Raw genomic sequence first — 21519 nt, forward strand, 5'->3', positions numbered from 1 at the left:
CGGCAGCCGCGCACCACAGGTCGGACTTCATGTCGAAGCGGAATCGTCTGATGCACGTCGCGTCATGTGCGCCGAGCAAGCAGCTGATCGCGGGTGATCCTTTCGCCTCGCAAGCAGCGTTGCCGTGACGGCTATCGCGCCCTCATCCCCCCTCAACACCCTGTCCTGAGATGAGCAACGCGCGTGCCAGAAGTCGCGTCGTGACGATTCAACGACTTCCCGCAGCGCAATGTGCCGCGCCGGACAGAATGTCCTGGAAGCCTCGGACAAAATGTCCAATCAGGCCGCTTCCGGCAGCCACACCGTGAATGTACTTCCGGAGCCGACGCGGCTTTCGGCGGTGATCTGTCCGCCCTGTCGCTCGATCAGCGTCTGGCTGATGGAGAGGCCCAGACCGGTGCCTTGCCGCCGCTTCGTGGTGTAGAAGGGATCGAATATCTTCTCGATCACCTCAGTGCTCATGCCGATGCCGGTGTCGGCGACCTCGATGGCGACGCCTTGATGGCCGTCGCGCTCGGCATCGAAGGAGCGGAGCGTCAGGGTTCCGCCGTCCGGCATGGCGTGGATCGCGTTGACGATGAGATTGACCAACACCTGCTGCAGCTCGTTGCGGTTCATCAGCACGAGCCGGTTGGCGCGGTCGTCCCTGACCACGGCGATCTCGGTCTTGTTCAGAAGATGCTGCACCAGCGGCAGACAGTCGGAGATGACGCTGGCCGGCGCATGGCGCTCGACATAGCCGGCATATTCCTCCGGCCTTGCAAACTGCAACAGCTTGGTCACGATCTGGCTGATGCGGTGAATCTGCTCGTCGAGCAGGCGAAACTCGACCTTCGCCCTGTCGGCATCGGCCCCGAACACGCTGCGGATGACATCGAGATTGCCCTGCATCACCGCGATCGGATTGTTGATCTCGTGCGCAACGCCGGCGGTGATTTCGCCGATCGCAGCCAGCTTCTCGGACATGATGAGCTGCTTGGTGGTTGCCTCGAGCTTGAGATTGGCGTGCTCGAGGTCCCGGGTGCGCTCCCGCACGCGGACGTTCAGTTCCTCGTTCCACTCCCGGAGCTGTCGGTCGCGTTCCTGGATCTGGTCGAGCAGGCTGTCCAGATGAACCGCGACGCGGCCGATCTCGTCACCCAACACCGGCATCCTGGTGCGGGCGGAGAGATTCCCGCGCTCCACCTCGGTGATCGTGGCGGTGACGCGCTCCAGCGGCATGAAGATGGAGGTCGCCCAGCGCAGGAAGATCGGCACGGTCGCGGCGGTGATCGCGATGAACGCTGCGACGATGATCACCAATGTCTGGTATTTGGCTTCGCTGAACGGCTTCTCCAGGAAGCCGACATAAAGCATGCCGACCCGCTTGCCGTAACTGTCGACCAGCGGCTCGTAGGCGGAGATGTACCAGTCATTGACCACGAAAGCGCTGTCGAGCCAGGTGCGCCCCTCGCCCAGCACGGCCGAGCGCACCGCCGCCGACACGCGCGTGCCGAGCGCGCGCCGTCCCTCGAACAGGCGGACGTTGGTCGATATCCGCACGTCGTCCAGGAACAGCGTCGCGGTGCCCTGGCTGCCCTCCGGCAGGCTTGCCGCGCGATAGACGAGATCGTTGATCGTGTCGATGAATTCCAGATTCTGGTTGAGCAGGGTGCCGCCGACCAGCGCAGCGGCGCCACCGTCGGGTAGCATCGCCCGACTCGCCGCATGCACGACCATGCCGCGCGTCTCCGTGCTGCGGTCGGTCGGCACCGCGTTCGGGGTCGGCACGAGGTCCAATCGCGCGCGCTCGGCCAGGGCCGGCGAAATTGCGGCGAGCTCGTCATTGCCGAAAATGTCGATGCCCGTCGCAGGGACCTGGCCCAACAGCGCCGACATGATGATCGGCCAGTCACTTCTCGGTTGATGCTGCAACGGCGGCGATGAGGCCAGGACGTCGCCGCGACCGTTGGTCAGATACAGGAAATCGAGACCGATCTCCCTGCGGGTCTCGTCGAGCAGATCCTGCAGGGAGCCGCGCGCCTCCGGCGCCAGCACCTCGTGGAAGCGAGCCGACAGGCTGAGCGCCCGGATCTGGACGCCGGTCTTTTCCAGGATGCGGGCAAGATATTGGTGGGCGATGGTGAGATCGCCGTTCACCTTGGAGATCAGGGTCGCGTCGAATTTCGCGTTCCAGCGATAGATCGCAACGCCAAGCAGGAGCGGCAGGATGACCAGCATCGGCAGCAGCGCGATCGCGAGCAGCCGGAAGCGGACGGAGCGTCCCCGCACGGGCTCGCCGCTGCGGCCGGCAGCATCAGACATCCCACAACGCACATTTGCGGTCGATGGTCTTGCGCGAGATACCGAGACGCCGAGCCGCCTCCTCGCGGTTGCCATTGACCTCCTTCAGCACGCCGAGAATGTGACGGCGCTCGAGTTCCGCAAGACTGTCGGCAGGCGCCGACTGACCGTTGTTGCGGGGACCGGCGAAATCGTCGGGGAAGGCGCCGAGGATCAGCGTGCGCTCGATCAAATTGCGCAGCTCGCGCACATTGCCCGGCCAGTCATAGCTTGCGAGCGCCGCCCGCACCGAGGCGTCGATCGGCACCGGCGGCATGCCGAGCTGCACCGACAGCTTGCTCATGAAGATGGTGGCGAGCTCCTGCACGTCGTCGCCGCGATCTTTCAGGAGCGGCAGGCGAATCTGCATCACGTTGAGCCGGTAGAACAGGTCGGCTCGGAAGCGGCCCTTCTCGACCTCCTTCTGAAGCTCGGCATTGGTCGCGAAGATGAAGCGCAGGTCGACCGGAACTTCGCGCTCGGAGCCAACCGGACGGACGCGGCGGTCTTCGAGCACGCGGAGCAGCTTGCTCTGCATCGGCAGCGGCAGCTCCCCGATCTCGTCGAGGAACAGCGTGCCGCCATGGGCATACAGGAACAAGCCCTCGCGGCCCGAATCGGCGCCGGTGAAGGCGCCCTTGATGTGTCCGAACAGCTCGGCCTCGATCATGTCCGGCGGGATCGCCGCGCAATTCACCGGCACGAAGGGCTTGTCGGCGCGATCGGACAGCGAGTGGATCGAGCGCGCTGCCACTTCCTTGCCAGTGCCGGATTCACCGGTGAGGAGAATCGAGGTCGGCAGGCGCGCGACGCGCGCGATGGTTTCACGCACGCGCAGCGTCGCTGCCGACTGTCCGATCAGATTGTCGCGCAGAAAGGTGCGGTCGGACGAGGCACGCAGAGCATAGCGCAGGACATAGTTCTCGCGCTGGAGACGGACGCGGTCGAGGCATCGTGCCACCGCGTTGAGGATCTGATTGGAGCGGAACGGCTTGAGCACGAAATCGGCCGCACCGGCGCGCAAGGCCTGGATCGCGGTGTCGAGGTCGGCATAGGCGGTGATCAGGATGGCATCGGCGAAGAAGCCGACGGCGCGCTGCTCGGCGAGCCAGTCGACGCCATTCTTGCCTGGCATGATGTTGTCGAGAATGACGACGTCGTAGCGGTTGGAATCGAGCTTGCGCGAAGCCTGGTCGGTATCGGCCGCCTCGTCCACCAGCTTGCAGCGCGGCGCAAGCGTGCGCACCAGGAAGTTGCGCATGCCCGGCTCGTCGTCGACGATCAGGATGGAGGCCTGCGCCAGCGCGCTGAACTCCGGCCCTGCGGCCGTCTTGCCGAGCTTGACGTCAGGCTCGCGTCCCACCGCGGAGTTTGCGGTTGCGCTTGCCCTCGATGTTGAGAAAGTCATGCCCGATGTCTTAGGTTTGAGAATCTTGGGTTTGAGAAACTTGGGTTTGAGATCATCCACCGCAATAATCGGCGTCTTTCGCATTGCAGCGAAGCTCCGGCCGTTCCCCCGCAGGCGCAGCATAGTCAAACGTCGCCGCCGTGAACATTCGCCTTTTTACAGGGCGCCGCTCTTTTCGACCAGGAACACGATGCGCGCCTCGTTGCGCTCGGTGATCTCGACCTTGTCGCCGGTCTCGCGGATCAGGTTCGGAATGTCAATCACCGACAGGGGATCGGTGCAGTGAACCTCGAGCTGATCACCCGGCTGCAAAGGCTTGAGCGCCTTGCGCGTCTTCAGGGCGGGCAGCGGGCATTTCAGTCCGGTGAGATCGAGCATCGTTCTGGTCATGGCTGCAACATGGCGGGACCAGTCGATCGCGTCAACCAAAGGCGCCTAGAGCAGACCGGCGTAGGACAGGAAGCCGACGTCCTGCCCCGGCTCGACAGTCGTGATGCCCTCGCCGAGCTCGACGAGGCCGTCGGTCTCGACCAGCGAGGACAGCAGCCCGGCCCCTTCGCGCGGAAACTTGATCGCCTCGAGCGCACCGTCCTGCGCGCGCCGCAGCGAAGCGCGCACATATTCGCGCCGGCCGGCCTTCTTCCTGTAAGCAAACGCCGCGCGCAACGGGATGGGCGTCAACGGCTCCGGCAAGCCGCCCGCGAGCGCCAAGACCGTCGGTCGCACCACATGGACAAACGTCACGAAGCTCGCGACGGGATTGCCGGGCAATCCGATCAGCGGCGTGCCGCCGATGATGCCCATCGCCACGGGACGTCCGGGCTTGATCGCCATCCGCCACAGCACCAGCGAGCCGATGCTCTCGACCGCAGCCTTGACGTGATCCTCCTCTCCGGTCGAGACGCCGCCGGTGGTGAGGATCAGGTCATGGTGACCCGCGACCTGCTTCAAGCCGTTCGCGAGCGAACTGCGTTCGTCGCGCAGAATGCCGAGGTCGCTGACCTCGCAGCCGAGCCGGCGCAGCATCGCCAGCAGCATGAAACGGTTGGAATCGAACAGCTGCGAGGCGGCGCGCGGTTCGCCGGGCGACGCCAATTCGTCGCCAGTCGAGAACACGGCGACACGGATGCGCCTGACGACCTCGAGCCCCGTCAGACCGAACGCGGCGGCAAGGGCGACATGCTGCGGTCGCAAGCGCTGGCCGGCGCGGAGCGCGACGTGACCTTGCGGAATGTCCTCGCCTGCGGGACGGACATTGGCGCCGGGCTTCAACCCCGGCGGCAGCACGATCCTGCCGGAATCGTCGATGCGGACGTCCTCCTGCATGAAGACGGTGTCCGCATCGGGCGGCATCGGCGCGCCGGTGAAGATGCGCGCGGTGTGACCGGGCTTGATCGGCGCCTGTGCAAGGCCGCCGGCCTGGATGCGACCGTCGAGCGGAAACGCCCGTTCGGCGCTTTCCGGAAGGTCGGCGTTGCGCAGGGCGTACCCGTCGACGGCGGAGTTGGTGAACGGCGGCAGCGGCAAAGGTGCGGCCACGTCGCGCGCGAGCACGCGCCCGTCGGCATCGACCAGCGCCACGGTTTCGAGATCGACAATCGCGTTGACGCGCGTCGTGATGAGGCCAACGGCTTCGTCGACCGACATCATAGGGCCGCCGAAGGCAAAACAATCGTCCGATAGTTGCGCCATGGTGCCTCGTCAGCGTATCGCGGCGCTCTTTGCCACCGCTTCCTCGACCGGCATCGCCGCGCGCAGCAACAGTTCCGCGGCAGCCGCGATATCGTCGAGATGGACAGTCGGCAGCCTTGTGTCAATCGCGACGTCGCTCGCGATCCCGGCAATCCCGGGATCATCGGGAAACAGCAGCGGCTTGCCATTGCCGGCGCGGTGCACCTCGATCTTGCGGTGCGGCTCACGCTTGAAACCCTCGACCACGACGAGATCGACGGCGGAGAGCTTGCCGAGCAGCTCCGGCAGCCGCGGCTCCGCCGCCCCGCGCAGCTCGTGCATCAGGGCCCAGCGGTTCGAGGAAGCGACCAGCACCTCCGCCGCGCCGGCCTCGCGATGGCGCCAGGAATCCTTGCCGGGCACGTCGACGTCGAACTGGTGATGCGCATGCTTGATCACGGAAACGCGCAAGCCTTGCGCATTGAAATGCGGGATCAGCCGCGTCAACAGCGTGGTCTTGCCCGCACCGCTCCAGCCCGCAAGGCCGATGACTTTCATAAACGTTCGACTCCGCCAACGGCTCGCTGGCCGATGGAACCTGCGGCCTCTCCCCGTCATTGCGAGCGCAGCGTGGGAGTCCGGATTGCTTCGCTGCGCTCGCAAAGACGACAAAGCGGCATTTCGTTATCTCCCCGCCATGCATATATCGGCTTGACCCGAATGTCATGCTAACCTCGCCGCCATGATGAAGATCGACAAAGCCCCGGTACCCCTGATCATCCCCAACCCCGACGACCCGCGCCTGACCCAGAGCGTGACCGGGACCGACCAGACCGGCGCCAGGGTCGAGATCAAGGTCCCGATGGAGCGGCCATTGACGCTCTACCTGAATGCCCAGGAGATCGTCACCATGATGACGATCGGTGACTATCCCGAATATCTGGCGCTCGGCTATCTGCTAAACCAGAACATGCTGAAATTTAGCGACGTGGTCACCGAGGTCGAATACGACGACGACCTCCAGGTGGTCGTGGTGCGCACCGCACATCACACCAATTTCGAGGCCAAGCTGAAGAAGCGCACGCAGACCTCAGGCTGCGCGCAGGGCACCGCCTTCGGTGATCTCTTGGAGGCGGTCGAGAGCGTCGCGCTGCCGAAGGCGGAGCTGCGCACCTCCTGGCTCTACCAGATGACGCAGACCATCAACACCATGCCCTCGCTCTATCTCGAGGCCGGCGCGATCCATGGCTGCGTGCTGTGCAAGGAAGGCACCCCGCTCTGCTACACCGAGGACGTCGGCCGCCACAACGCCGTCGACAAGATCGCGGGCTGGATGTACCGCCACGGCGTCGAGCCTGGCGACAAGATCCTCTACACCACCGGGCGTCTTACCTCGGAGATGGTGATCAAGACGGTCCGCATGGGCATTCCGATTCTGGTGTCGCGCTCCGGCTTCACCGCCTGGGGCGTCGATCTCGCAAGGCAGGTCGGGCTGACGCTGGTGGGACGCACCCGCGGAAAGCGCTTCATCGCGCTCGCAGGCGAGGAGCGCATCGTCTACGACCAGAACCTTGCCTATGTCGAGGAGGAGTCGGCCAGGCACAAGCGCAAGGGTGAAGGTGGTGACGACTAGGGTTCCGGCAACGAGCGTTCCTTCGACTCTCGGCGTGCTGCTCGCCGGCGGTCTCGCGCGGCGCATGGGCGGCGGCGACAAGCCGATGCGCACCATTGGCGGGCGTACCATCCTGGAGCGCGTGATCGCGCGCCTTTCGCCCCAGTGCAGCGGGCTGATCCTCAACGCGAACGGCGATCCCGCCCGCTTTGCTGCGTTCGGCCTGCAAGTCGTCGCCGACGACGTGCCCGGCTTTCCCGGTCCCCTCGCCGGCATCCTCGCTGCGCTCGACTGGACCGCGACGAACCGGCCGGAGACCGAATGGGTGGTCAGCGCCGCCGGCGACTGCCCGTTCCTGCCGCGCGATCTCGTCGCACGGCTGCATGACGCACGCGCGCGTGAGAATGCGCAGCTTGCGGTCGCCGCGTCAGGCCAGCAGTCCCATCCGGTAATCGGGCTGTGGCGCGTCGCCTTGCGTGAGGAGCTGCGCCACGCGCTGGTCGTCGAGGACCTCCGCAAGATCGACCGCTGGACCGCGCGCTATCCGCTCGCAACGGTGACGTGGCCGGCGGAGCCGCTCGATCCGTTCTTCAATGCCAACACGGTCGAGGACATCTCCGAAGCCGAGCGCTTGGCGGCGCTGGATGAGGCATCCTAGCAACTTCAAGATTTCGGAAACTCGTTGAGCAGCTGCGACCAGATGATCGCGAACGCGATCAGGCCGCAGAGGCCGACGACGATGGTGAACCGCGGCAAGCGGCCGATGGCGATCAATAGCCAGGCCGGCACGAAGAACAGCATGAAGATCATGCCCAGCGGAAACACCGCGAGCCATTGAAAGCCGCTGCCGTCACCGGGCGGGACATGAGCGATGAAGTAGAACGTGTAGAGCCAGAACAGCGTGCCGGCCGCTGCGACGAGTGCAGCAATCTTGCGGAAATTTGCGGATGTTGACGCGGTCATGATCTGGCTCACGTCCCTTGGTCGCTGCGGCGGCCGTCTGAGTTCATGGCCCTCGACCAGACCGCTCCGCTGTGGCCGCCGGCGGCACCACCAGCCCCGTCACCATAGACCCTGCTCGTGCCGGTCCTTTCCTCCAGCCAGATGTTGGCGCGCGAGGTCTCCTGCAAGGTTGCTACGCGGGCCGAAATCCGGCTCGCTCGAGTGCCGCGCGCGCCTCGTCCGAGCCGAGTGCGTCGAGAAAGGCCCGCACGGCTGGCCGGTCTTTGCGCGCCGTCACCAGTGCGAAGTCATAATGCTCTTCCGCCAGCGGTATGAAGCCGAGGCCGACCGCATGGGCGACCGGCGCGATGGTCATGCCCCAGTCGGCGCGGCGCTGGGCGACGGCCGCCGCGACCGCATTGTGCGAACGCGGCTGGTTCCAATAGCCTTCCGGCCGCAGGCCGCCGAGCAGCCGGTCGATCAGGATGCGTGTGCCGGCACCCTGGTTGCGGTTGACCATGATGCAGGTGGAGTCAGCGAGCGCGGCAGCGACCGCATCCTTCGCGTTCAGGCCCTCGAAGCGCGTGTCGCCCTTGCGGAACACAATGCCCTGCATCCGCCGCCAGCCGGGGACGAGCTCGAGCCCCTCGACGAGATAAGGTGTGTTGTAGGTCTCGCTTCTGTCGTCGAACAGGTGGATCGGCGCGAGGTCGCATTCGCCGCGCCTGGCCGCCGCAAGCCCGCCGAGGCTGCCGACCGCGATCGAGCGCACGGTCAAGCCGGCATGCGCGAGCGGTGCGGTGACGAGATCGAGGCCGGTGCAATGACTGCCGACGATGACGAGATCGGGCACGCGCACATGCGGCGTGAACAGCGTCACCTCTGCTTCGGTCCCGGCCGGCATCTGGTCCGCCAGCGCATCGATGCGCAAGAAACCGTCCGCCTGCGCAAATGACGTGATCGCGCCGGACCCCTTGCCGGAGGGATAGGCGATCAGGCTATCCCTGCCCTGGACCAGCGAGACCATGATGAATTCGGTGCGGCCGAGCTCGGAGGCGATGCGCACCGGCACGCTTGCGTTGACCTTCGCATCGGAGCGGGGCGGCAGGCCGGCCATCCTGCGCAGCACCGGCACGATCATGTCGTGGAAGGTGAACATCGCCGAGGTCGGAAAGCCCGGCAGGATCACCACTGGCTTGCCGTCGCACACCGCAAGGCACAGCGGCTTGCCGGGCTTGAGCGCAACCCCATGCGCGACGATGCCGGGTGCGCCGAGCCGGCCGATGATGCGATGGGAGAGATCGCCCGCGCCTTTCGACGTACCGCCCGACAGCACCAGCATGTCGGAGTCCGCAAGCGCGCGGCGCATGGCCGCTTCGAGCCTGGCTTCATCGTCGGGAATGGCACCGAGGAAGATGGCCTCGCCGCCATTCTCGTCGACCGCGGCCGCGACGATGGCGCCGTTGGTATCGTAGATTTCGGCAGGCGCGAGCGGCTGGCCGGGCTGAACCAGTTCGTCGCCGGTGGAGATCACGGCAACCCGCGGCTTGCGCACGACACTCACCTCGGCAATGCCGCAAGCCGCCAGCATGCCGATCTCACGCGAGCCGATGAGGGTGCCGGCGCGCAGCAGCGCCTCGCCGCGCGCGATGTCGGATCCGGCGTACGAGACGAATTGCCCCGGCGAGACGGCGCGACGGACGTCGATCGCATCGAGGCCTGCCGGCTGGGTGTGTTCGACCATGGCCACGGCATCGGCGCCGCGCGGCAGCGGACCGCCGGTGGCAATCGGCGTCGCGGTGCCGGCCGCCACCTGCAGGCTCGGCGCGGTGCCGCAATGAATGGTCTCGCCATTCAGCGCGAGGCGCGCGGGCGCGCCCTCGCCGGCCGCCGCAAGATCCGCGGAGCGCACGGCAAAGCCGTCGACATTGGACCGGTCGAACGGCGGCACGTCGATCGGCGCGGTGACATCTTCGGCGAGTGCCGCACCGAGCGCAGCAGCGAGCTTGCGCGATTCGCTCGGAAGCGCGCGCGGGAACAAGGCCGCCTCGAAGCGCGCCAGGGCCTCCTCGCGCGAGAGTATCCTGAGGAACTGCTCTTGCTCGAGCGCGCTGCGGTCCGGTGATTTCGGGATCATCGTCATGCCAGGACCCATATCACTCCCGCAACAGATGGGCATCGACCGGCGTACCTGCCGCAAATCCCTCGTGACTGGCGGGAATGAGCAGCCATGCATCCGCACGGGCAATGGCCTGGAGCGGCCATTCGCCCACGGCAAGCGGCATCCAGGCGCGATGTTCCCCGGCCAGCAAAGCCATCTCGGCGATGCCGACACTGGATGCGATTTTTCGCGCGAGCGGCAGGGTCATCCGCTGGCGCGGCCGACGCGCCGACAGACGATCGACGAGCGGCAGCACGAGCGCGAGCCAGGCCGCAAGCGCATGATCGGGCGAGCCGGGCAAGGCGACGACGGGAACCTGTCCGAGCCGTCCGGCCGCGGCAGTGCGTCCGGGCGCGAGCGCAAGGCCGTGCACCATCACCTCACCGCGCCGGGCCAGGGCCGTGATGGCGGCGTCCTGCCGGCCAACCCCGCTGCCGCCGATCGTCAGCAGAAGATCGCAAGAGGACGCATCGAGCACATCGGCAATCGATGCTTCGTCGCGTGCTCGAGCGTGACGCGTCTCGACGTCGAGTCCCGCCGCCCGCGCGAGCCCGGCGACCATATGCATCGTTGCCGCTGCGCCCGGAACATTGACAATGTGCAGCCGGGGCCGCCGCACGCCGAGCTTTTCCAGACCCGCAACGCGCGCCATCAAGAGATCGGCCGCACCGACCGGATAGCCCTCGGCGCCGGCAGGCGCGCCTTCCGCGATGTCGCTGCCGGCGCGCCGGACGCCCTGTCCGGGCACGCCCTCCGCCAGCACCTGCACGAGCGGCCCCGACACCTCCACGGCATCGGCATCGAGCACACAGTCGGATCCTGCCGGCATCGCGTCGCCGGCCTCGACCCACACGGGCGCGCTTGTCAAAGGCAGCGGCGAATAAGAGGACGCGCCGACGAGACCGTTGGCGCGCAGCGCCCAGCCGTCCGCGGCGGCGATGTCGTGGGACGGGCGGGCCGCGAGCAGCGGCGTGCCCGCCGCGATACAGCCGGCCGCTTCCGCCAGTTGCAGCTCCACCACTGCACGCGGCTCAAGCCCGTCCAGCAACGCGGCGAGGGCGGTGTCGAGCGGCGTCAGCGATGGTGGCAGGCGCTGGGTCATGTGCCATGATGGACCATGCATCGCCCGCTTTGGCAACCGCCGGCGATGCGGGCCTCAACCGCCCGACCTGTCCGAGTTGGGGAAGAACAGTTGCTGCCCGTCGACCTTGTAGCCGGCGATCGCCGTCTGCCCCTCCGGCGATGTCAGCCAGTCGATGAAGGTCTGCCCGAGGTCTTTCTTCACGTTCGGAAACTTCGCGGGGTTGACCAGCATCACGCCGTACTGGTTGAGCAGCCGCCTGTCGCCTTCGACGACGATGTCGAGATCGCCGCGATCCTTGAAGGCGATCCAGCTGCCGCGGTCCGCCAGCACATATGCATTCGCGGCGCGCGCCGCGTGGAGCGCCGAGGCCATTCCCTGCCCGACCTCGCGATACCAGGCGCCCTTGGCGCCGGCGATGTCGATGCCGGCGACGATCCAGAGCGCGAGTTCCGCGGCGTGGGTGCCCGACCGATCGCCACGCGTCACGAACGGCGCGCCCTTGGCTTCGATCGCCTTCAGCGCCGTCGCGATGTCCTTGCCCTTCACGCCCGCGGGGTCGCTCTTCGGCCCAATCAGCACATAATCGTTGTACATCACGTCGTAGCGCTTCACGCCAAATCCGTCCGCGATGAATTTCTCCTCCTGGGGCCGCGCGTGCATCAGCACGACGTCGACCTCGCCCCGTCGTGCCCCATCGAGCACTTCGTCGGCGCGCCGCGCGATCACGGTGACGACGATGCCGGTCTTGTCGCGGAAGATCGGCAGCAGATGATCGAGCAGGCCGGACTCCTGCGTCGCCGTGGTCGTGGCGAGGACGATGGCGCGGTCTTCCGCGGATGACGCCGCAACGCCCGCGGCAAGCCCGCAGAGAAGCGCAAATACAACGGACAGGCGGCCCATGATCGGGGTTCCCCTTGGCTATGATGCGATCATGATGATGAGCGATTGCGCCGCACTCGTGACGCGCTTGCGCGCGGCCTGGCCGGGAAATTTCGGCAACGCCGCCGAAGCGCGCCTCGCGAGCGATTGATTCAGGATCGTTCACCAAAGCAGAAGACGCGCGTGCTGATGTATTGCAAAGCGGCGAGATGATCGGGCATGGTTCCCGCCGACAAAAAATCTGAAATGCAGAATTCCACCTGCGTCGGGCGTCAAAAAGAAGCAATAATTTGCATAGGAATGCAGGATGGAATTCCTGACGACCAGCGAAGCCGCCGACTATCTTCGGCTCGGCGAACGCAAGCTTTACGAACTCGTCACCACCGGTGCGATCCCCTGCACCAAAGTGACGGGGAAATGGCTCTTCCCGCGGCACGAACTCGACCTCTGGGTCCTGTCGGGACTGGCACGTCCGGCCGGCATGATGATCGCGGAGCCGCCGCCGGTCGTCGGCGGCAGCCAGGACGAACTCTTGGATTGGAGCCTGCGCGAATCCGGCTCTGGCCTGGGATCGATGAGTGAGGGCAGCGCGCGCGGGCTGGAGCGCCTGCAGCGCAACGAGGTGATGGCAGCGGCGGTGCACTTCCATGCCTTGACCCCCTCCGACGATCTCGCCAGCGATGCCAGTATCGAAGCCCTGCGGGCGACGCCGGACCTGCATGATGTGGTGCTGGTCGCGTTCGTGCGCCGCGAAGAGGGTCTGGTGCTGCCGCACGGCAATCCCAAGCGGCTGCACAGCCTGACCGACGTGCTCGCACTCGGCGCCCGGATGGCGATGCGGCAACAGGGCACGGGCGCGCAGATGCTGCTCGACGTGCTCCTGAAGCGCGCGGGCGCCTCGACGCGCGATTTGCGCCGGATCGAAACCGCAGCCCTGACCGGGCCGGATCTTGCCGAACTGGTCCGCGCCGGCCAGGCCGATTGCGGCATCGCGACGCGCGCGGCGGCGCGCTCGGCCGGTCTCGATTTCGTGCCGCTGGTCTGGGAGAATCTCGACCTCGCGATGCGGCAGCGCAGCTATTTCCGCCCGGCGATGCAGGCCGTGCTCCGCTTCCTGAACGACCGGCGGCTGCACCAGCGCGCCGATGAGCTGACCGGTTACGATCCCTCGCCCGCAGGACAGATCCGCTTCGCGGCCTGACGTTGACGTCTGCCCCCGAATAGTTGCAAAAGAAACCAATTCAGCCGGGCCATACCCGGATGCAACACCGGCCAACGAGCCGGCTCAGGGGAGGACAAGCGTGTATCCAACCAGATTTGGACTGCCGGTCGCGGCTGCCTTGGTGACGGCCTTGCTGCCGGGTGCCGCAATGGCGCAGGTCTCCGACGACGTCGTCAAGATCGGCGTGCTCACCGACATGAACGGTCCCGCCTCCGCGCCGACCGGCCAGGGCTCGGTGACCGCGGCGCAGATGGCGATCGACGATTTCGGCGGCACCGTGCTCGGCAAGCCGATCAGCATCGTGATCGGCGACCACCAGCTCAAGGCCGATATCGGCGGCACGATCGCGCGGCGCTGGTACGACGTCGACCAGGTCGATCTGATCGTCGACGTGCCGGTCTCCGCGGTCGGGCTCGCGGTGCAGAACGTCGCCAACGAGAAAAAGCGGCTGTTCATCACCCACTCCACCGGCACCGCCGATTTCCACGGCAAGTTCTGCTCGCCTTACGCGATCCAATGGGTGTTCGACACCCGCGCGCTCGCGGTTGGAACCGCGGATGCGGTGGTCAAGCGCGGCGGCGACAGCTGGTTCTTCATCACCGACGACTACGCCTTCGGCCACTCGCTGGAGCGCGATGCGTCCGCGGTCGTCACCGCCAATGGCGGCAAGGTGCTGGGCTCGGTACGGCCGCCGCTGGCGACCCCCGACCTCTCCTCCTTCGTGCTGCAGGCCCAGGCCTCCAAGGCCAAGATCATCGGCATTGCCGCCGGTCCCCCCAACAACATGAACGAGATCAAGACCGGTTCGGAATTCGGCGTGTTCAAGGGCGGCCAGCAGATGGCGGCGCTCCTGGCGTTGATCACCGACATCCACGGCCTCGGCCTGCAGGCGGCGCAAGGCCTGCTCCTGACCACGTCGTTCTACTGGGACATGGACGACAAGACCCGCGAATGGTCGAAGCGGTATTTCGCCAAATTGAACAAGATGCCGTCGATGTGGCAGGCCGGCGTCTATTCCAGCGTGATGCACTATCTCAACGCCATCAAGGAAACCGGCACCGACGATCCGCTCAAGGTCGCCGCCAAGATGCGGGAAAAACCGATCGAGGATTTCTTCGCCCGCAACGGCAAACTGCGCGAGGACAATCTGATGGTGCACGACCTCTGGCTGGTGCAGGTGAAGACGCCAGAGGAAAGCAAATATCCGTGGGACTATTACAAGATCCTCACGACCATCTCCGGCGACAAGGCGTTCGGGCCGCCGGACCAAGCCTGTGCGATGGTGAAGAAGTGAGATTGGCGAATGGCGAATAGCGAGTGGCGAATGGGGGAACACCTCCATTCGCTATTCGCAACTCGCCATTCGCTATTTCACTACCCCGATCTCGCGAAGATACTTCATCACGCCCGGATGGATCAGCTCGGCCTTCGGCGTGGCCGCGACCGTGTTCGCCGCCGTGGTCTCGCAGGCCTGCGCGAGCTTCCTGCACAACGTCGCCTCGACGCCGTGCAGCGTCTTCGCGAGGCGGTAGGCGACATCGTCAGGCAGATCCTCGCGCGTCAGGACGAAGCTCCACGACCCCAGCGAAGCGATCGGCGCGGTCTGGTTCGGATAGCTGCCCGCCGGCACGGTGAGCGGCTTCAGGAACGCGTGCCTGGCCCGGATGCGCGTGATCTCTTCGGCACTGGGCGCGATGAAGCGCGCGCCTGAAGCGCTCGATGCCACCGCGGCAAAGCCGGGCCAGCCGATGCCGGCGCCCCACAGCGCGGCGACGCGGCCGTCCTCGACCATCGCCGGGCCATCGCCGGCGCGGTCGAGATAGACCGCCCTAAAGTCATCGTCCTGCTTCAGGCCGAGCCCGTCCAGCACATAGCGCGCCAGGATCGGCAGGCCCGAGCCCTTGGCGCCGAACGCCACGGGCTGGCCGACGAGATCGCGGATCGTCCTGTAGGGACTGTCCGCGCGCACCACGAACATGCCGGGGTTGGAATAGATCGCCGTGAGGATCTTCAGCCGCACGGGTGCGCGGCCGATGCCCGCGAAGGCTTCATAGGCCGGCTCGCCCGCGACCAGCGCGAGATCGAGTTCGCCCTTCTCCAGCAGCGGGATGTTCTCGTTGCTGCCCTTGGTGTTGCGGGGTGCGATGGACAATTGCGGATCGGCCGCGTTCATGACCCCCGCAAAGGCGTTGCCATAGAGCGGGAAGCCGCCGCCGGGCGTCGCGGTCCCGAGGCTGATCGTCAGGCTGATCGTCGTGGTCGGAATGGCCGTGCCTCCGGTTTGGCCGGCAGCCGGGCTTGCGAGCAGCGCCGCACCGAGAAGGATCATCGCGAATCTCATGGCCGCTCCTGGCGGACCTGCGTCAACACCGACTTGCGACGATATAGGCAGCGACCCGATTTTGTGAAAGCATGCAGCCAACGACAATAAAGCAATGGGAGACGTCATGGTGCGAATTTTGCGTCACGGTTTGTTCGGGCTCGCAGTCCTGTTAGGTCTTTTCAGCACCACCCCTCCCGCCTCCGCCGCCTATCCCGACCGTCCCGTGCACTGGCTGATCGGCTTTTCCGCCGGCGGCCCGGTCGACATCGTGGCGCGGATCATGGCGCAGTGGCTGTCGGAGCGGCTCGGGCAGCAGGTCATCGTCGAGAACCGCACCGGCTCCGGCGGCAACATCGCCGCCGCCGCCGCGATCAATTCGCCGCCGGACGGCTACACCCTGCTGTTCGTCGCGCCCAACAACGCGATCTCGACCTCGCTCTACAAGAAGCTGCCGTTCGACTTCCTGCGCGACACCGTGCCGGTCGCGAGCATCATGCAACTCACCAACATGCTGGTCGTCTCCAACGCGTTTCCGCCGAAGACGGTTCAGGAGTTCGTCGACTATTGCAAGGCCAATCCCGGCAAGATCTCCTTTGCCTCCTCAGGCAACGGCACCTCGGTGCACATGTCGGCCGAGCTGTTCAAGGTGCTGACCAAGTGCGACATGGTGCACGTGCCCTATCGCGGCTCGGCCATCGCCTTCCCCGATATCATCTCCAACAAGGTGCAGCTGATCTTCGACAATCTGCCCTCGGCCATGGAGCAGGTGAAGGGCGGCAACGTCCGCGCGCTGGGCGTGACCTCGCCGCAGCGCTGGCCGAGCGTGCCCGACGTGCCCGCGATCGCCGAGACCGTGCCGGGTTTCGAATCGGTCGGCTTCTACGGCATCTCCGCGCCGAAGGGCACGCCGCCCGAGGTGATCGAGATCCTCAACAAGGCCGTCGGCGAAGCGCTGAAGGACCCGAAGCTGGTGGCAAAGCTCGCCGAGACCGGCGGCATCCCCAAGCCGATGACGCCGGCCGAGTTCGGCAAGCTGGTCGCGAGCGAGACGGAGAAGTGGCGCAAGGTGGTCGAGTTCGCCGGGGTCTCGGTGGACTAGGCAGCGCCCCGCCGCGGAGGCCGCCGCTCGCCGGCACGGCGTTTGAGGGGGCCGACAGGCCCTCTCAAAGCAAAAAGTGCGAAAACAACCCCATGCACAGTAGAAGAGGTGTGCAATCACAGCGGGTTACGGACACCCCGAATGGGCCCCGGCCGGATGATCGCGAGGGCCGTTTGACTTGTCGGGCAAAACAGTGGCAAAATGCGACTATTCCGAATTCCGCAATGATCCGATCATTCGACACGCCGCATGTTCCGCGCAGCGCCGGCGGCTCCCCTCGAACAGGCCGCGCTGTTTGACGCGCGTTTCCAGGCGCGAACCGGGGACCCCTTCGCCTTGAAAACGCTTGAGGATTGCACCCCCGCCTCGGGCCCTGTAAACGAACCGCGCACCGTTGCCGGCCGCCTCCCCGCGGCTGCCTCGCGGCGGGGCCTGTAGCTCAATGGTTAGAGCCGGCCGCTCATAACGGTCTGGTTGCAGGTTCGAGTCCTGCCGGGCCCACCAGTTGCCCCGCCACTATGCGGACACTTTGAAAGCGACTCGATCTCCGCCTTGAACGACTCAATCTCGTTCTCAGAACGACTCGATCTCATAGAGGCCGAAGCGGATTATGCTCCACGATCCGGCCTACGCTGCGCTCGCAAGCACGGCATATGGACGAGGCGATTCCCCGAGCGCAAGCGCGTCATCATGGGCATTCAGGCAGGAGCCCGCGCCCCTGCTGGTGAAGTTCGAGCGGCCGGCGCTGGCTCGCAGATGCAGGTAGATTGAAGCGCATGCCCATCCCGGAACGGTCGTCCTGGCAGCAATCTTTTCGATTGTTCGACGATCATTGCCGATGGTGCGCAACCACCGCGGCGTGATCGTTCGACGAAGCATTGATCCGCAATTGATCGGAAAGTACTCTGGGAAGAAGAACTGTTCGTCTATTGAACAACGAGTGTTGAGGGGGATGCAATGGCCTGCAAGTTGGCGACACTCGCGACGCTTGGCGCACTAGTGCTGATAGCAGGCGCTCCTTCGACAGTGGCTCAGCCGCTGGACCTCGGAGCGCCCGACCTCGTTCTCGTCAACGGAAAGGTTCTGACGCTCGACGAGCAATCGAGCGTGACCGAGGCGATCGCAGTTCGGGACGGACGAATTCTTGCAACAGGGACTAGCGCATCGATCCGGTCGCTTGCCGGCGCGCGCACGCAGGTACTCGATGTCTCCGGCAAGACCGTGGTTCCCGGTCTGATCGACACCCATGCCCACTTCAAGGCTGCCGGTCTTGCGGATTACGTCGTCAATATGAGCCGTGCGAAGACGGTCGCCGACGCACTCGAAGCCATCAAGACATTCGCAGTCAAGAAGAAGCCGGGCGAATGGATCGTGGGTGGCGCGTGGCATCCCCCGTCGCAACTTGCGGAGAAACGCTATCTGACACGGCAGGAGATCGATAGCGTCGCTCCAGATAACCCGGTTTATTTGCGAACCGTCGGGCATTTCTCGATGGCGAACACGAAGGCTTTGGAAATCGTTGGTGTCGACAAGACCACCGCCGATCCGAGTGGCGGCTCTTTCGAGCGCGATTCGACCGGCGACTTGACTGGCGTCCTCGTCGAGACGGCGATCGACCGCGTCGAGAAGGCCGTTCCGCCATGGACGGAAGAAGACGAGATCAGACAATTCATGATCGCCGAAGGCGCGCTCAACAGTTTTGGAATCACAAGCGCAGTCGAAGGTGCGACGGAAGCGCGCGACGTCCGCATCCTGCAGAAGATCGCGGCGTCTGGCAAGGCGACCCTGCGAACAGGTTTGATGTTCCGGCCAGAACCGCCCGCCGATCTTAGCTCGTGGGAAGCCGTCATGTCGGGGAACGGCGCCTCGTCCGGATTCGGCGACGACTGGGTCAGGTTTGCCGGCATCAAGATCTTCTACGATGGCGGCATGACTCTGAAGACGGCGCTGATGCGCGATGTCTATCCTGACTCTCACGACAACTACCACGGCGTCGCCCAACAGACCCCCGAGCGGCTGACGAAGCTCGTCTCGATCTGTAACCGCTTCGGTTGGCGTGTGGGGGTTCATGTCGTTGGCGACCTCGGCATCGACCAGGTTCTCGACGCGTTTGAAGCAGTCGACAAGGAAAAGTCGATCCGGGATCGTCGTTTCGTTCTCATTCACGCGAGTCTGATCAGGCCGGAGCAGATGGAGCGTGCGCGCAAGCTCGGGGTCAGAGTGGATTTCCAGAACGTGTTCATGTGGGACAAGGCCGCGACGGTCGAACGCTTCTTGGGTCGGCCTACCGCCGACCGCGCGGTGCCGACTAAGACGTTGATCGCGACGATGGGGCTTGACAGTCTTGGTGCCGGCACCGACTTTCCCGTCAACCCGATTAACCCGTTTCTCAACATGTACATCATGGTGACCCGAAAGGATCCCAAGGGAAGCGTGTACGGATCCTCGGAAGCCATCAGCCGCGAGCAGGCACTCCGGCTCTATACGTCTGCAGCTTCGCGCTACACGTTCGATGAAGGGCGGAAGGGAACGATCCAGTCCGGGAAGCTTGCCGACTTCGCGGTCCTTTCCGCGGACTACTTGGCCGTACCGGAGGAGCAGATCAAGGACATAAAGACGGACATCACGATCGTCGGCGGCAGGGTTGTGTTCCAGCGCTGAAGTACAGTGAGCTCGAAATTGAAGGAAATACGGACCGCTGGTCGGTCCTCTCACTTCGAGGGCGCGAAGGGCTGGGGCCAGCTAAGGGGCGCTTCTGTTGAAAGGACGCAGGTAGATCAGTGATTCAGTCTGTCTCGTTGGCAGGACTGAAGATCATGATGGGGCATCGGCAAGTCGAGCAGGCCGCTTTGTTCCACGAGTTCTAGTACATCCCACCAGCAACAGGCTCGCGCGGGAGAAGGGATTTACATCAATGGCCCCGCGATCCCTCACCCCTCCACCCGCCACAGCCTCCACCGTTCCGGCACGCCCTTGAGCCGGTGCACGCCGTGATCCCTCAGGCTGATCTGCGCCTGCGATGTCATCAGCTCCTTCACCGCGCTCGACACCAGCACCTCGCCGGCGCGCGCTTTCGCTGCGACGCGGGTGCCGATGTGGAAGGCGAGGCCGACCATTTCGCCGCCGCTGATGGTGTATTCGCCGGCGTGCAGGCCCACCCGGATCTCGAGGCCCAGCGTGCGCATGGCTTTCTGGATCGCCGTCGCGCAGGCGATGCCGGCGGCGGGCTTCTTGAAGGTCGCGAGCACGCCGTCGCCGGTGGTCACGACCTCCTTGCCGCCGCACGTCTTCAGCTCCTTGCGAACGGCGGCATAGTAGTGGCCCATCACCTTGGTCCAGCGCGCATCGCCGAGCTTGGCCGCCTTCGCGGTGGAGCCGACGATGTCGACGATCAGGATGGTGGCGAGGGCCTGCTTGAGCTCGGCGCTGCGTGCGGCCGAGGGGCTCCGGTTCGCGATGGGTCCGGTCAGCGGCTCGTAGCGATGATTGCGGCGCCGCGCGATCGCGGCTTTGGTGTAGTCCTGCGCGCGCTGCGCGCTGCCGCAACGAACTGTCTTCTCCTGCGGCAGACGCGACCAGTAGACCTTGCGGCCGGCACCGGCGCCATGCACCTCCACGGCGCCCCACTTCAGGAAGACCGCCGAGCCAACGCGCCTGACGCACCACGCCTTCGACGTGTACCCGGAGACGTTCGACTGATGGACACCGATGCGAAGGAATTTCGGCATGAATGTGCGGCCAAAGACCGTTTGGGCGTAGCTTGTCGCAAAACCTAGTCGCACAACCCGGCGTTGGCAACCGGACTCCCAATCCGCCCCCCCCCGCCCTGCAGAGCAATCGCATGTGGAAGCGACATCCCTGTGGCCATCCTTCGAGACGCCCGCCGTTGGCGGGCCCTCAGGATGAGGACGGAGTGCGCGGCAGCAGTTTCAGCGGGCACCGATGCGCTTGGCTTCTCCCTGAGAAGATGCCATTTGCGATTGCCCTGCACTGCGCCCCCAGGCTGGCAGCCTAAATTCCTCTGCCGCCCTGTTTGCCGATCGTGCAGCGCCACCCGGCCAGACGTTCGGCCGGATGCTGCGCCATCCATTCGGCGAGCTGCGGCGCGCCGATCAGGCAGGACTGCATCGTCACATCCGCGAAGTCCGAGGTCGTGACGATCTGTTCATGACAGTCCGTCGGAGACGAGAGGCTGCAGAGCACGGCGATGATCCTGATCATCTCACGTCAGCTCCTTCGACCAATCGTATTCGGGCCTGGCCGCCGAGCGCGCCGCCGGTTTGGCGGCATCGACGCTCGAGGCCTTTTCGGCGCGGCGCTGATAATCATCGGCCAGCAGCTTCAGCCGCGTCGCGACCACCTCGTCGGTCATGCTCATCGCAGCGCGCAGCAGGCTCTGCGCCGTTTCCATGTATTGCTTGCCTCGTCGTGACATCTGCAGGGTCATGGCATCCTCGCGTGGTTCTCTGGAGATATTTCGAAGGCGATCGGGACACGGCCGAACCAGTCGCGGTCATCCCGGCGGCGGGTCGCGAAACGTTCGACGCACTTCTTCGAGCAGAGAGGCTTGCGCCACGCGTAATACCTGACCAAGCCGAACTGGCCGTCGCAAACGGCGCAGCGCCCGGTTCGACCATGAAGATTTGCGGAGCAGGTTGGCATTGACGTCTCCTCTCGTTGTCGCGCCTGATGTCGCCGATCACCTCTTCTGTTGCACCGGGGCTTGCCTCGCCTCCCGATGACGCGGGCGGCATTCGTCGTCTGAGCCGCCAACGAAACCAGCTTACGAGTCCTGC

Annotated in this window: 20 protein-coding genes and 1 tRNA gene; 8 read left to right on the forward strand and 13 right to left on the reverse strand. The window is 65.4% G+C overall.

The features are described 5' to 3' along the window. Positions 1-279: 279 nt before the first annotated feature. The 5 genes from ACM42_RS04735 to mobB form a co-directional block, all read right to left on the reverse strand. Positions 280-2304, reverse strand: coding sequence for a sensor histidine kinase (locus tag ACM42_RS04735; RefSeq protein WP_271526827.1), 2025 nt, complete (start codon positions 2302-2304; stop codon positions 280-282). Continuing rightward, positions 2297-3730, reverse strand: coding sequence for a sigma-54-dependent transcriptional regulator (locus ACM42_RS04740; protein WP_271526828.1), 1434 nt, complete (start codon positions 3728-3730; stop codon positions 2297-2299). The genes ACM42_RS04735 and ACM42_RS04740 overlap by 8 nt, the downstream gene beginning before the upstream one ends. A gap of 156 nt (positions 3731-3886) precedes the next feature. Further along, positions 3887-4120: a sulfurtransferase TusA family protein gene (locus ACM42_RS04745; protein ID WP_271526829.1), complete on the reverse strand. Its 234-nt coding sequence runs from the start codon at positions 4118-4120 to the stop codon at positions 3887-3889. A 45-nt stretch (positions 4121-4165) separates the two neighbouring features. Then, positions 4166-5422, reverse strand: a complete 1257-nt coding sequence (locus tag ACM42_RS04750; RefSeq protein WP_271526830.1) for a molybdopterin molybdotransferase MoeA — start codon at positions 5420-5422, stop codon at positions 4166-4168. A 9-nt stretch (positions 5423-5431) separates the two neighbouring features. Further along, entirely contained in the window at positions 5432-5959 is a 528-nt protein-coding gene (gene mobB / locus ACM42_RS04755) for a molybdopterin-guanine dinucleotide biosynthesis protein B (protein ID WP_028181370.1), read from the reverse strand. A gap of 184 nt (positions 5960-6143) precedes the next feature. Between mobB and ACM42_RS04760 the strand changes: the two genes are divergently transcribed. Further along, complete coding sequence (locus ACM42_RS04760) at positions 6144-7034, forward strand: formate dehydrogenase accessory sulfurtransferase FdhD (protein ID WP_271526831.1); 891 nt, start codon at positions 6144-6146, stop codon at positions 7032-7034. Next, complete coding sequence (mobA, locus tag ACM42_RS04765) at positions 7015-7671, forward strand: molybdenum cofactor guanylyltransferase MobA (RefSeq protein WP_370115557.1); 657 nt, start codon at positions 7015-7017, stop codon at positions 7669-7671. The genes ACM42_RS04760 and mobA overlap by 20 nt, the downstream gene beginning before the upstream one ends. Before the next feature lie 5 nt (positions 7672-7676). Here mobA and ACM42_RS04770 read toward each other — a convergent pair whose 3' ends face one another. The 4 genes from ACM42_RS04770 to ACM42_RS04785 all read right to left on the reverse strand — a co-directional run bounded on the left by ACM42_RS04770 (position 7677) and on the right by ACM42_RS04785 (position 12100). Next, on the reverse strand, positions 7677-7976 hold the full coding sequence (locus tag ACM42_RS04770) for a hypothetical protein (RefSeq protein WP_271526833.1): 300 nt from the start codon (positions 7974-7976) through the stop codon (positions 7677-7679). A 172-nt stretch (positions 7977-8148) separates the two neighbouring features. Continuing rightward, complete coding sequence (locus ACM42_RS04775) at positions 8149-10098, reverse strand: molybdopterin biosynthesis protein (protein ID WP_271526834.1); 1950 nt, start codon at positions 10096-10098, stop codon at positions 8149-8151. A 13-nt stretch (positions 10099-10111) separates the two neighbouring features. Beyond that, positions 10112-11218, reverse strand: a complete 1107-nt coding sequence (locus tag ACM42_RS04780; protein ID WP_271526835.1) for a molybdopterin-binding protein — start codon at positions 11216-11218, stop codon at positions 10112-10114. Positions 11219-11272: 54 nt separating this feature from the next. Further along, positions 11273-12100 (reverse strand): substrate-binding domain-containing protein, encoded by an 828-nt coding sequence (locus ACM42_RS04785; RefSeq protein ID WP_271526836.1) that lies wholly within the window; start codon positions 12098-12100, stop codon positions 11273-11275. Here ACM42_RS04785 and ACM42_RS04790 point away from each other — a divergent pair. The 3 genes from ACM42_RS04790 (at position 12099) to ACM42_RS04800 (ending at position 14595) form a co-directional block, all read left to right on the forward strand. Then, complete coding sequence (locus ACM42_RS04790) at positions 12099-12230, forward strand: hypothetical protein (RefSeq protein WP_271526837.1); 132 nt, start codon at positions 12099-12101, stop codon at positions 12228-12230. The genes ACM42_RS04785 and ACM42_RS04790 overlap by 2 nt on opposite strands. Before the next feature lie 156 nt (positions 12231-12386). After that, complete coding sequence (locus ACM42_RS04795) at positions 12387-13280, forward strand: helix-turn-helix transcriptional regulator (protein WP_271526838.1); 894 nt, start codon at positions 12387-12389, stop codon at positions 13278-13280. Positions 13281-13380: 100 nt separating this feature from the next. Then, complete coding sequence (locus tag ACM42_RS04800; protein ID WP_271526839.1) at positions 13381-14595, forward strand: ABC transporter substrate-binding protein; 1215 nt, start codon at positions 13381-13383, stop codon at positions 14593-14595. Positions 14596-14667: 72 nt separating this feature from the next. Here ACM42_RS04800 and ACM42_RS04805 read toward each other — a convergent pair whose 3' ends face one another. Continuing rightward, positions 14668-15642 (reverse strand): TAXI family TRAP transporter solute-binding subunit, encoded by a 975-nt coding sequence (locus ACM42_RS04805; protein WP_271526840.1) that lies wholly within the window; start codon positions 15640-15642, stop codon positions 14668-14670. Between the two features lie 106 nt (positions 15643-15748). Here ACM42_RS04805 and ACM42_RS04810 point away from each other — a divergent pair, with 106 nt between their 5' ends. The 3 genes from ACM42_RS04810 (at position 15749) to ACM42_RS04820 (ending at position 19384) form a co-directional block, all read left to right on the forward strand. After that, entirely contained in the window at positions 15749-16723 is a 975-nt protein-coding gene (locus ACM42_RS04810) for a Bug family tripartite tricarboxylate transporter substrate binding protein (RefSeq protein ID WP_271526841.1), read from the forward strand. A gap of 428 nt (positions 16724-17151) precedes the next feature. Continuing rightward, a tRNA-Ile gene (locus tag ACM42_RS04815) sits at positions 17152-17227 on the forward strand. A 453-nt stretch (positions 17228-17680) separates the two neighbouring features. Further along, a complete protein-coding gene (locus tag ACM42_RS04820; RefSeq protein WP_271526842.1) occupies positions 17681-19384 on the forward strand; it encodes an amidohydrolase in 1704 nt (567 codons plus the stop codon). 269 nt (positions 19385-19653) lie between these two features. Here ACM42_RS04820 and ACM42_RS04825 read toward each other — a convergent pair whose 3' ends face one another. The 3 genes from ACM42_RS04825 to ACM42_RS04835 all read right to left on the reverse strand — a co-directional run bounded on the left by ACM42_RS04825 (position 19654) and on the right by ACM42_RS04835 (position 21170). After that, positions 19654-20451 carry an adenylate/guanylate cyclase domain-containing protein gene (locus ACM42_RS04825; RefSeq protein WP_271526843.1) on the reverse strand — a complete coding sequence of 266 codons (798 nt, stop codon included), beginning with the start codon at positions 20449-20451 and terminating at the stop codon, positions 19654-19656. 283 nt (positions 20452-20734) lie between these two features. Continuing rightward, positions 20735-20944 carry a hypothetical protein gene (locus tag ACM42_RS04830; protein WP_028180976.1) on the reverse strand — a complete coding sequence of 70 codons (210 nt, stop codon included), beginning with the start codon at positions 20942-20944 and terminating at the stop codon, positions 20735-20737. Position 20945: 1 nt separating this feature from the next. Beyond that, positions 20946-21170, reverse strand: coding sequence for a hypothetical protein (locus ACM42_RS04835; RefSeq protein WP_271526844.1), 225 nt, complete (start codon positions 21168-21170; stop codon positions 20946-20948). Positions 21171-21519: the final 349 nt, after the last annotated feature.

The organism is Bradyrhizobium sp. CCBAU 25338, assembly GCF_028128965.1.
Classification (GTDB): domain Bacteria; phylum Pseudomonadota; class Alphaproteobacteria; order Rhizobiales; family Xanthobacteraceae; genus Bradyrhizobium; species Bradyrhizobium liaoningense.

Coding starts and splice junctions, on each gene's coding strand:
- ACM42_RS04790 (WP_271526837.1), top strand. CDS start 12,099: ATGATCGGGGTTCCCCTTGGCTATGATGCGATCATGATGATGAGCGAT.
- ACM42_RS04740 (WP_271526828.1), bottom strand. CDS start 3,730: ATGACTTTCTCAACATCGAGGGCAAGCGCAACCGCAAACTCCGCGGTG.
- ACM42_RS04750 (WP_271526830.1), bottom strand. CDS start 5,422: ATGGCGCAACTATCGGACGATTGTTTTGCCTTCGGCGGCCCTATGATG.
- ACM42_RS04810 (WP_271526841.1), top strand. CDS start 15,749: ATGGTGCGAATTTTGCGTCACGGTTTGTTCGGGCTCGCAGTCCTGTTA.
- ACM42_RS04805 (WP_271526840.1), bottom strand. CDS start 15,642: ATGAGATTCGCGATGATCCTTCTCGGTGCGGCGCTGCTCGCAAGCCCG.
- ACM42_RS04795 (WP_271526838.1), top strand. CDS start 12,387: ATGGAATTCCTGACGACCAGCGAAGCCGCCGACTATCTTCGGCTCGGC.
- ACM42_RS04735 (WP_271526827.1), bottom strand. CDS start 2,304: ATGTCTGATGCTGCCGGCCGCAGCGGCGAGCCCGTGCGGGGACGCTCC.
- ACM42_RS04825 (WP_271526843.1), bottom strand. CDS start 20,451: ATGCCGAAATTCCTTCGCATCGGTGTCCATCAGTCGAACGTCTCCGGG.
- ACM42_RS04835 (WP_271526844.1), bottom strand. CDS start 21,170: ATGACCCTGCAGATGTCACGACGAGGCAAGCAATACATGGAAACGGCG.
- ACM42_RS04830 (WP_028180976.1), bottom strand. CDS start 20,944: ATGATCAGGATCATCGCCGTGCTCTGCAGCCTCTCGTCTCCGACGGAC.
- ACM42_RS04760 (WP_271526831.1), top strand. CDS start 6,144: ATGATGAAGATCGACAAAGCCCCGGTACCCCTGATCATCCCCAACCCC.
- ACM42_RS04775 (WP_271526834.1), bottom strand. CDS start 10,098: ATGACGATGATCCCGAAATCACCGGACCGCAGCGCGCTCGAGCAAGAG.
- ACM42_RS04770 (WP_271526833.1), bottom strand. CDS start 7,976: ATGACCGCGTCAACATCCGCAAATTTCCGCAAGATTGCTGCACTCGTC.
- ACM42_RS04745 (WP_271526829.1), bottom strand. CDS start 4,120: ATGACCAGAACGATGCTCGATCTCACCGGACTGAAATGCCCGCTGCCC.
- mobB (WP_028181370.1), bottom strand. CDS start 5,959: ATGAAAGTCATCGGCCTTGCGGGCTGGAGCGGTGCGGGCAAGACCACG.
- ACM42_RS04820 (WP_271526842.1), top strand. CDS start 17,681: ATGGCCTGCAAGTTGGCGACACTCGCGACGCTTGGCGCACTAGTGCTG.
- ACM42_RS04785 (WP_271526836.1), bottom strand. CDS start 12,100: ATGGGCCGCCTGTCCGTTGTATTTGCGCTTCTCTGCGGGCTTGCCGCG.
- ACM42_RS04780 (WP_271526835.1), bottom strand. CDS start 11,218: ATGACCCAGCGCCTGCCACCATCGCTGACGCCGCTCGACACCGCCCTC.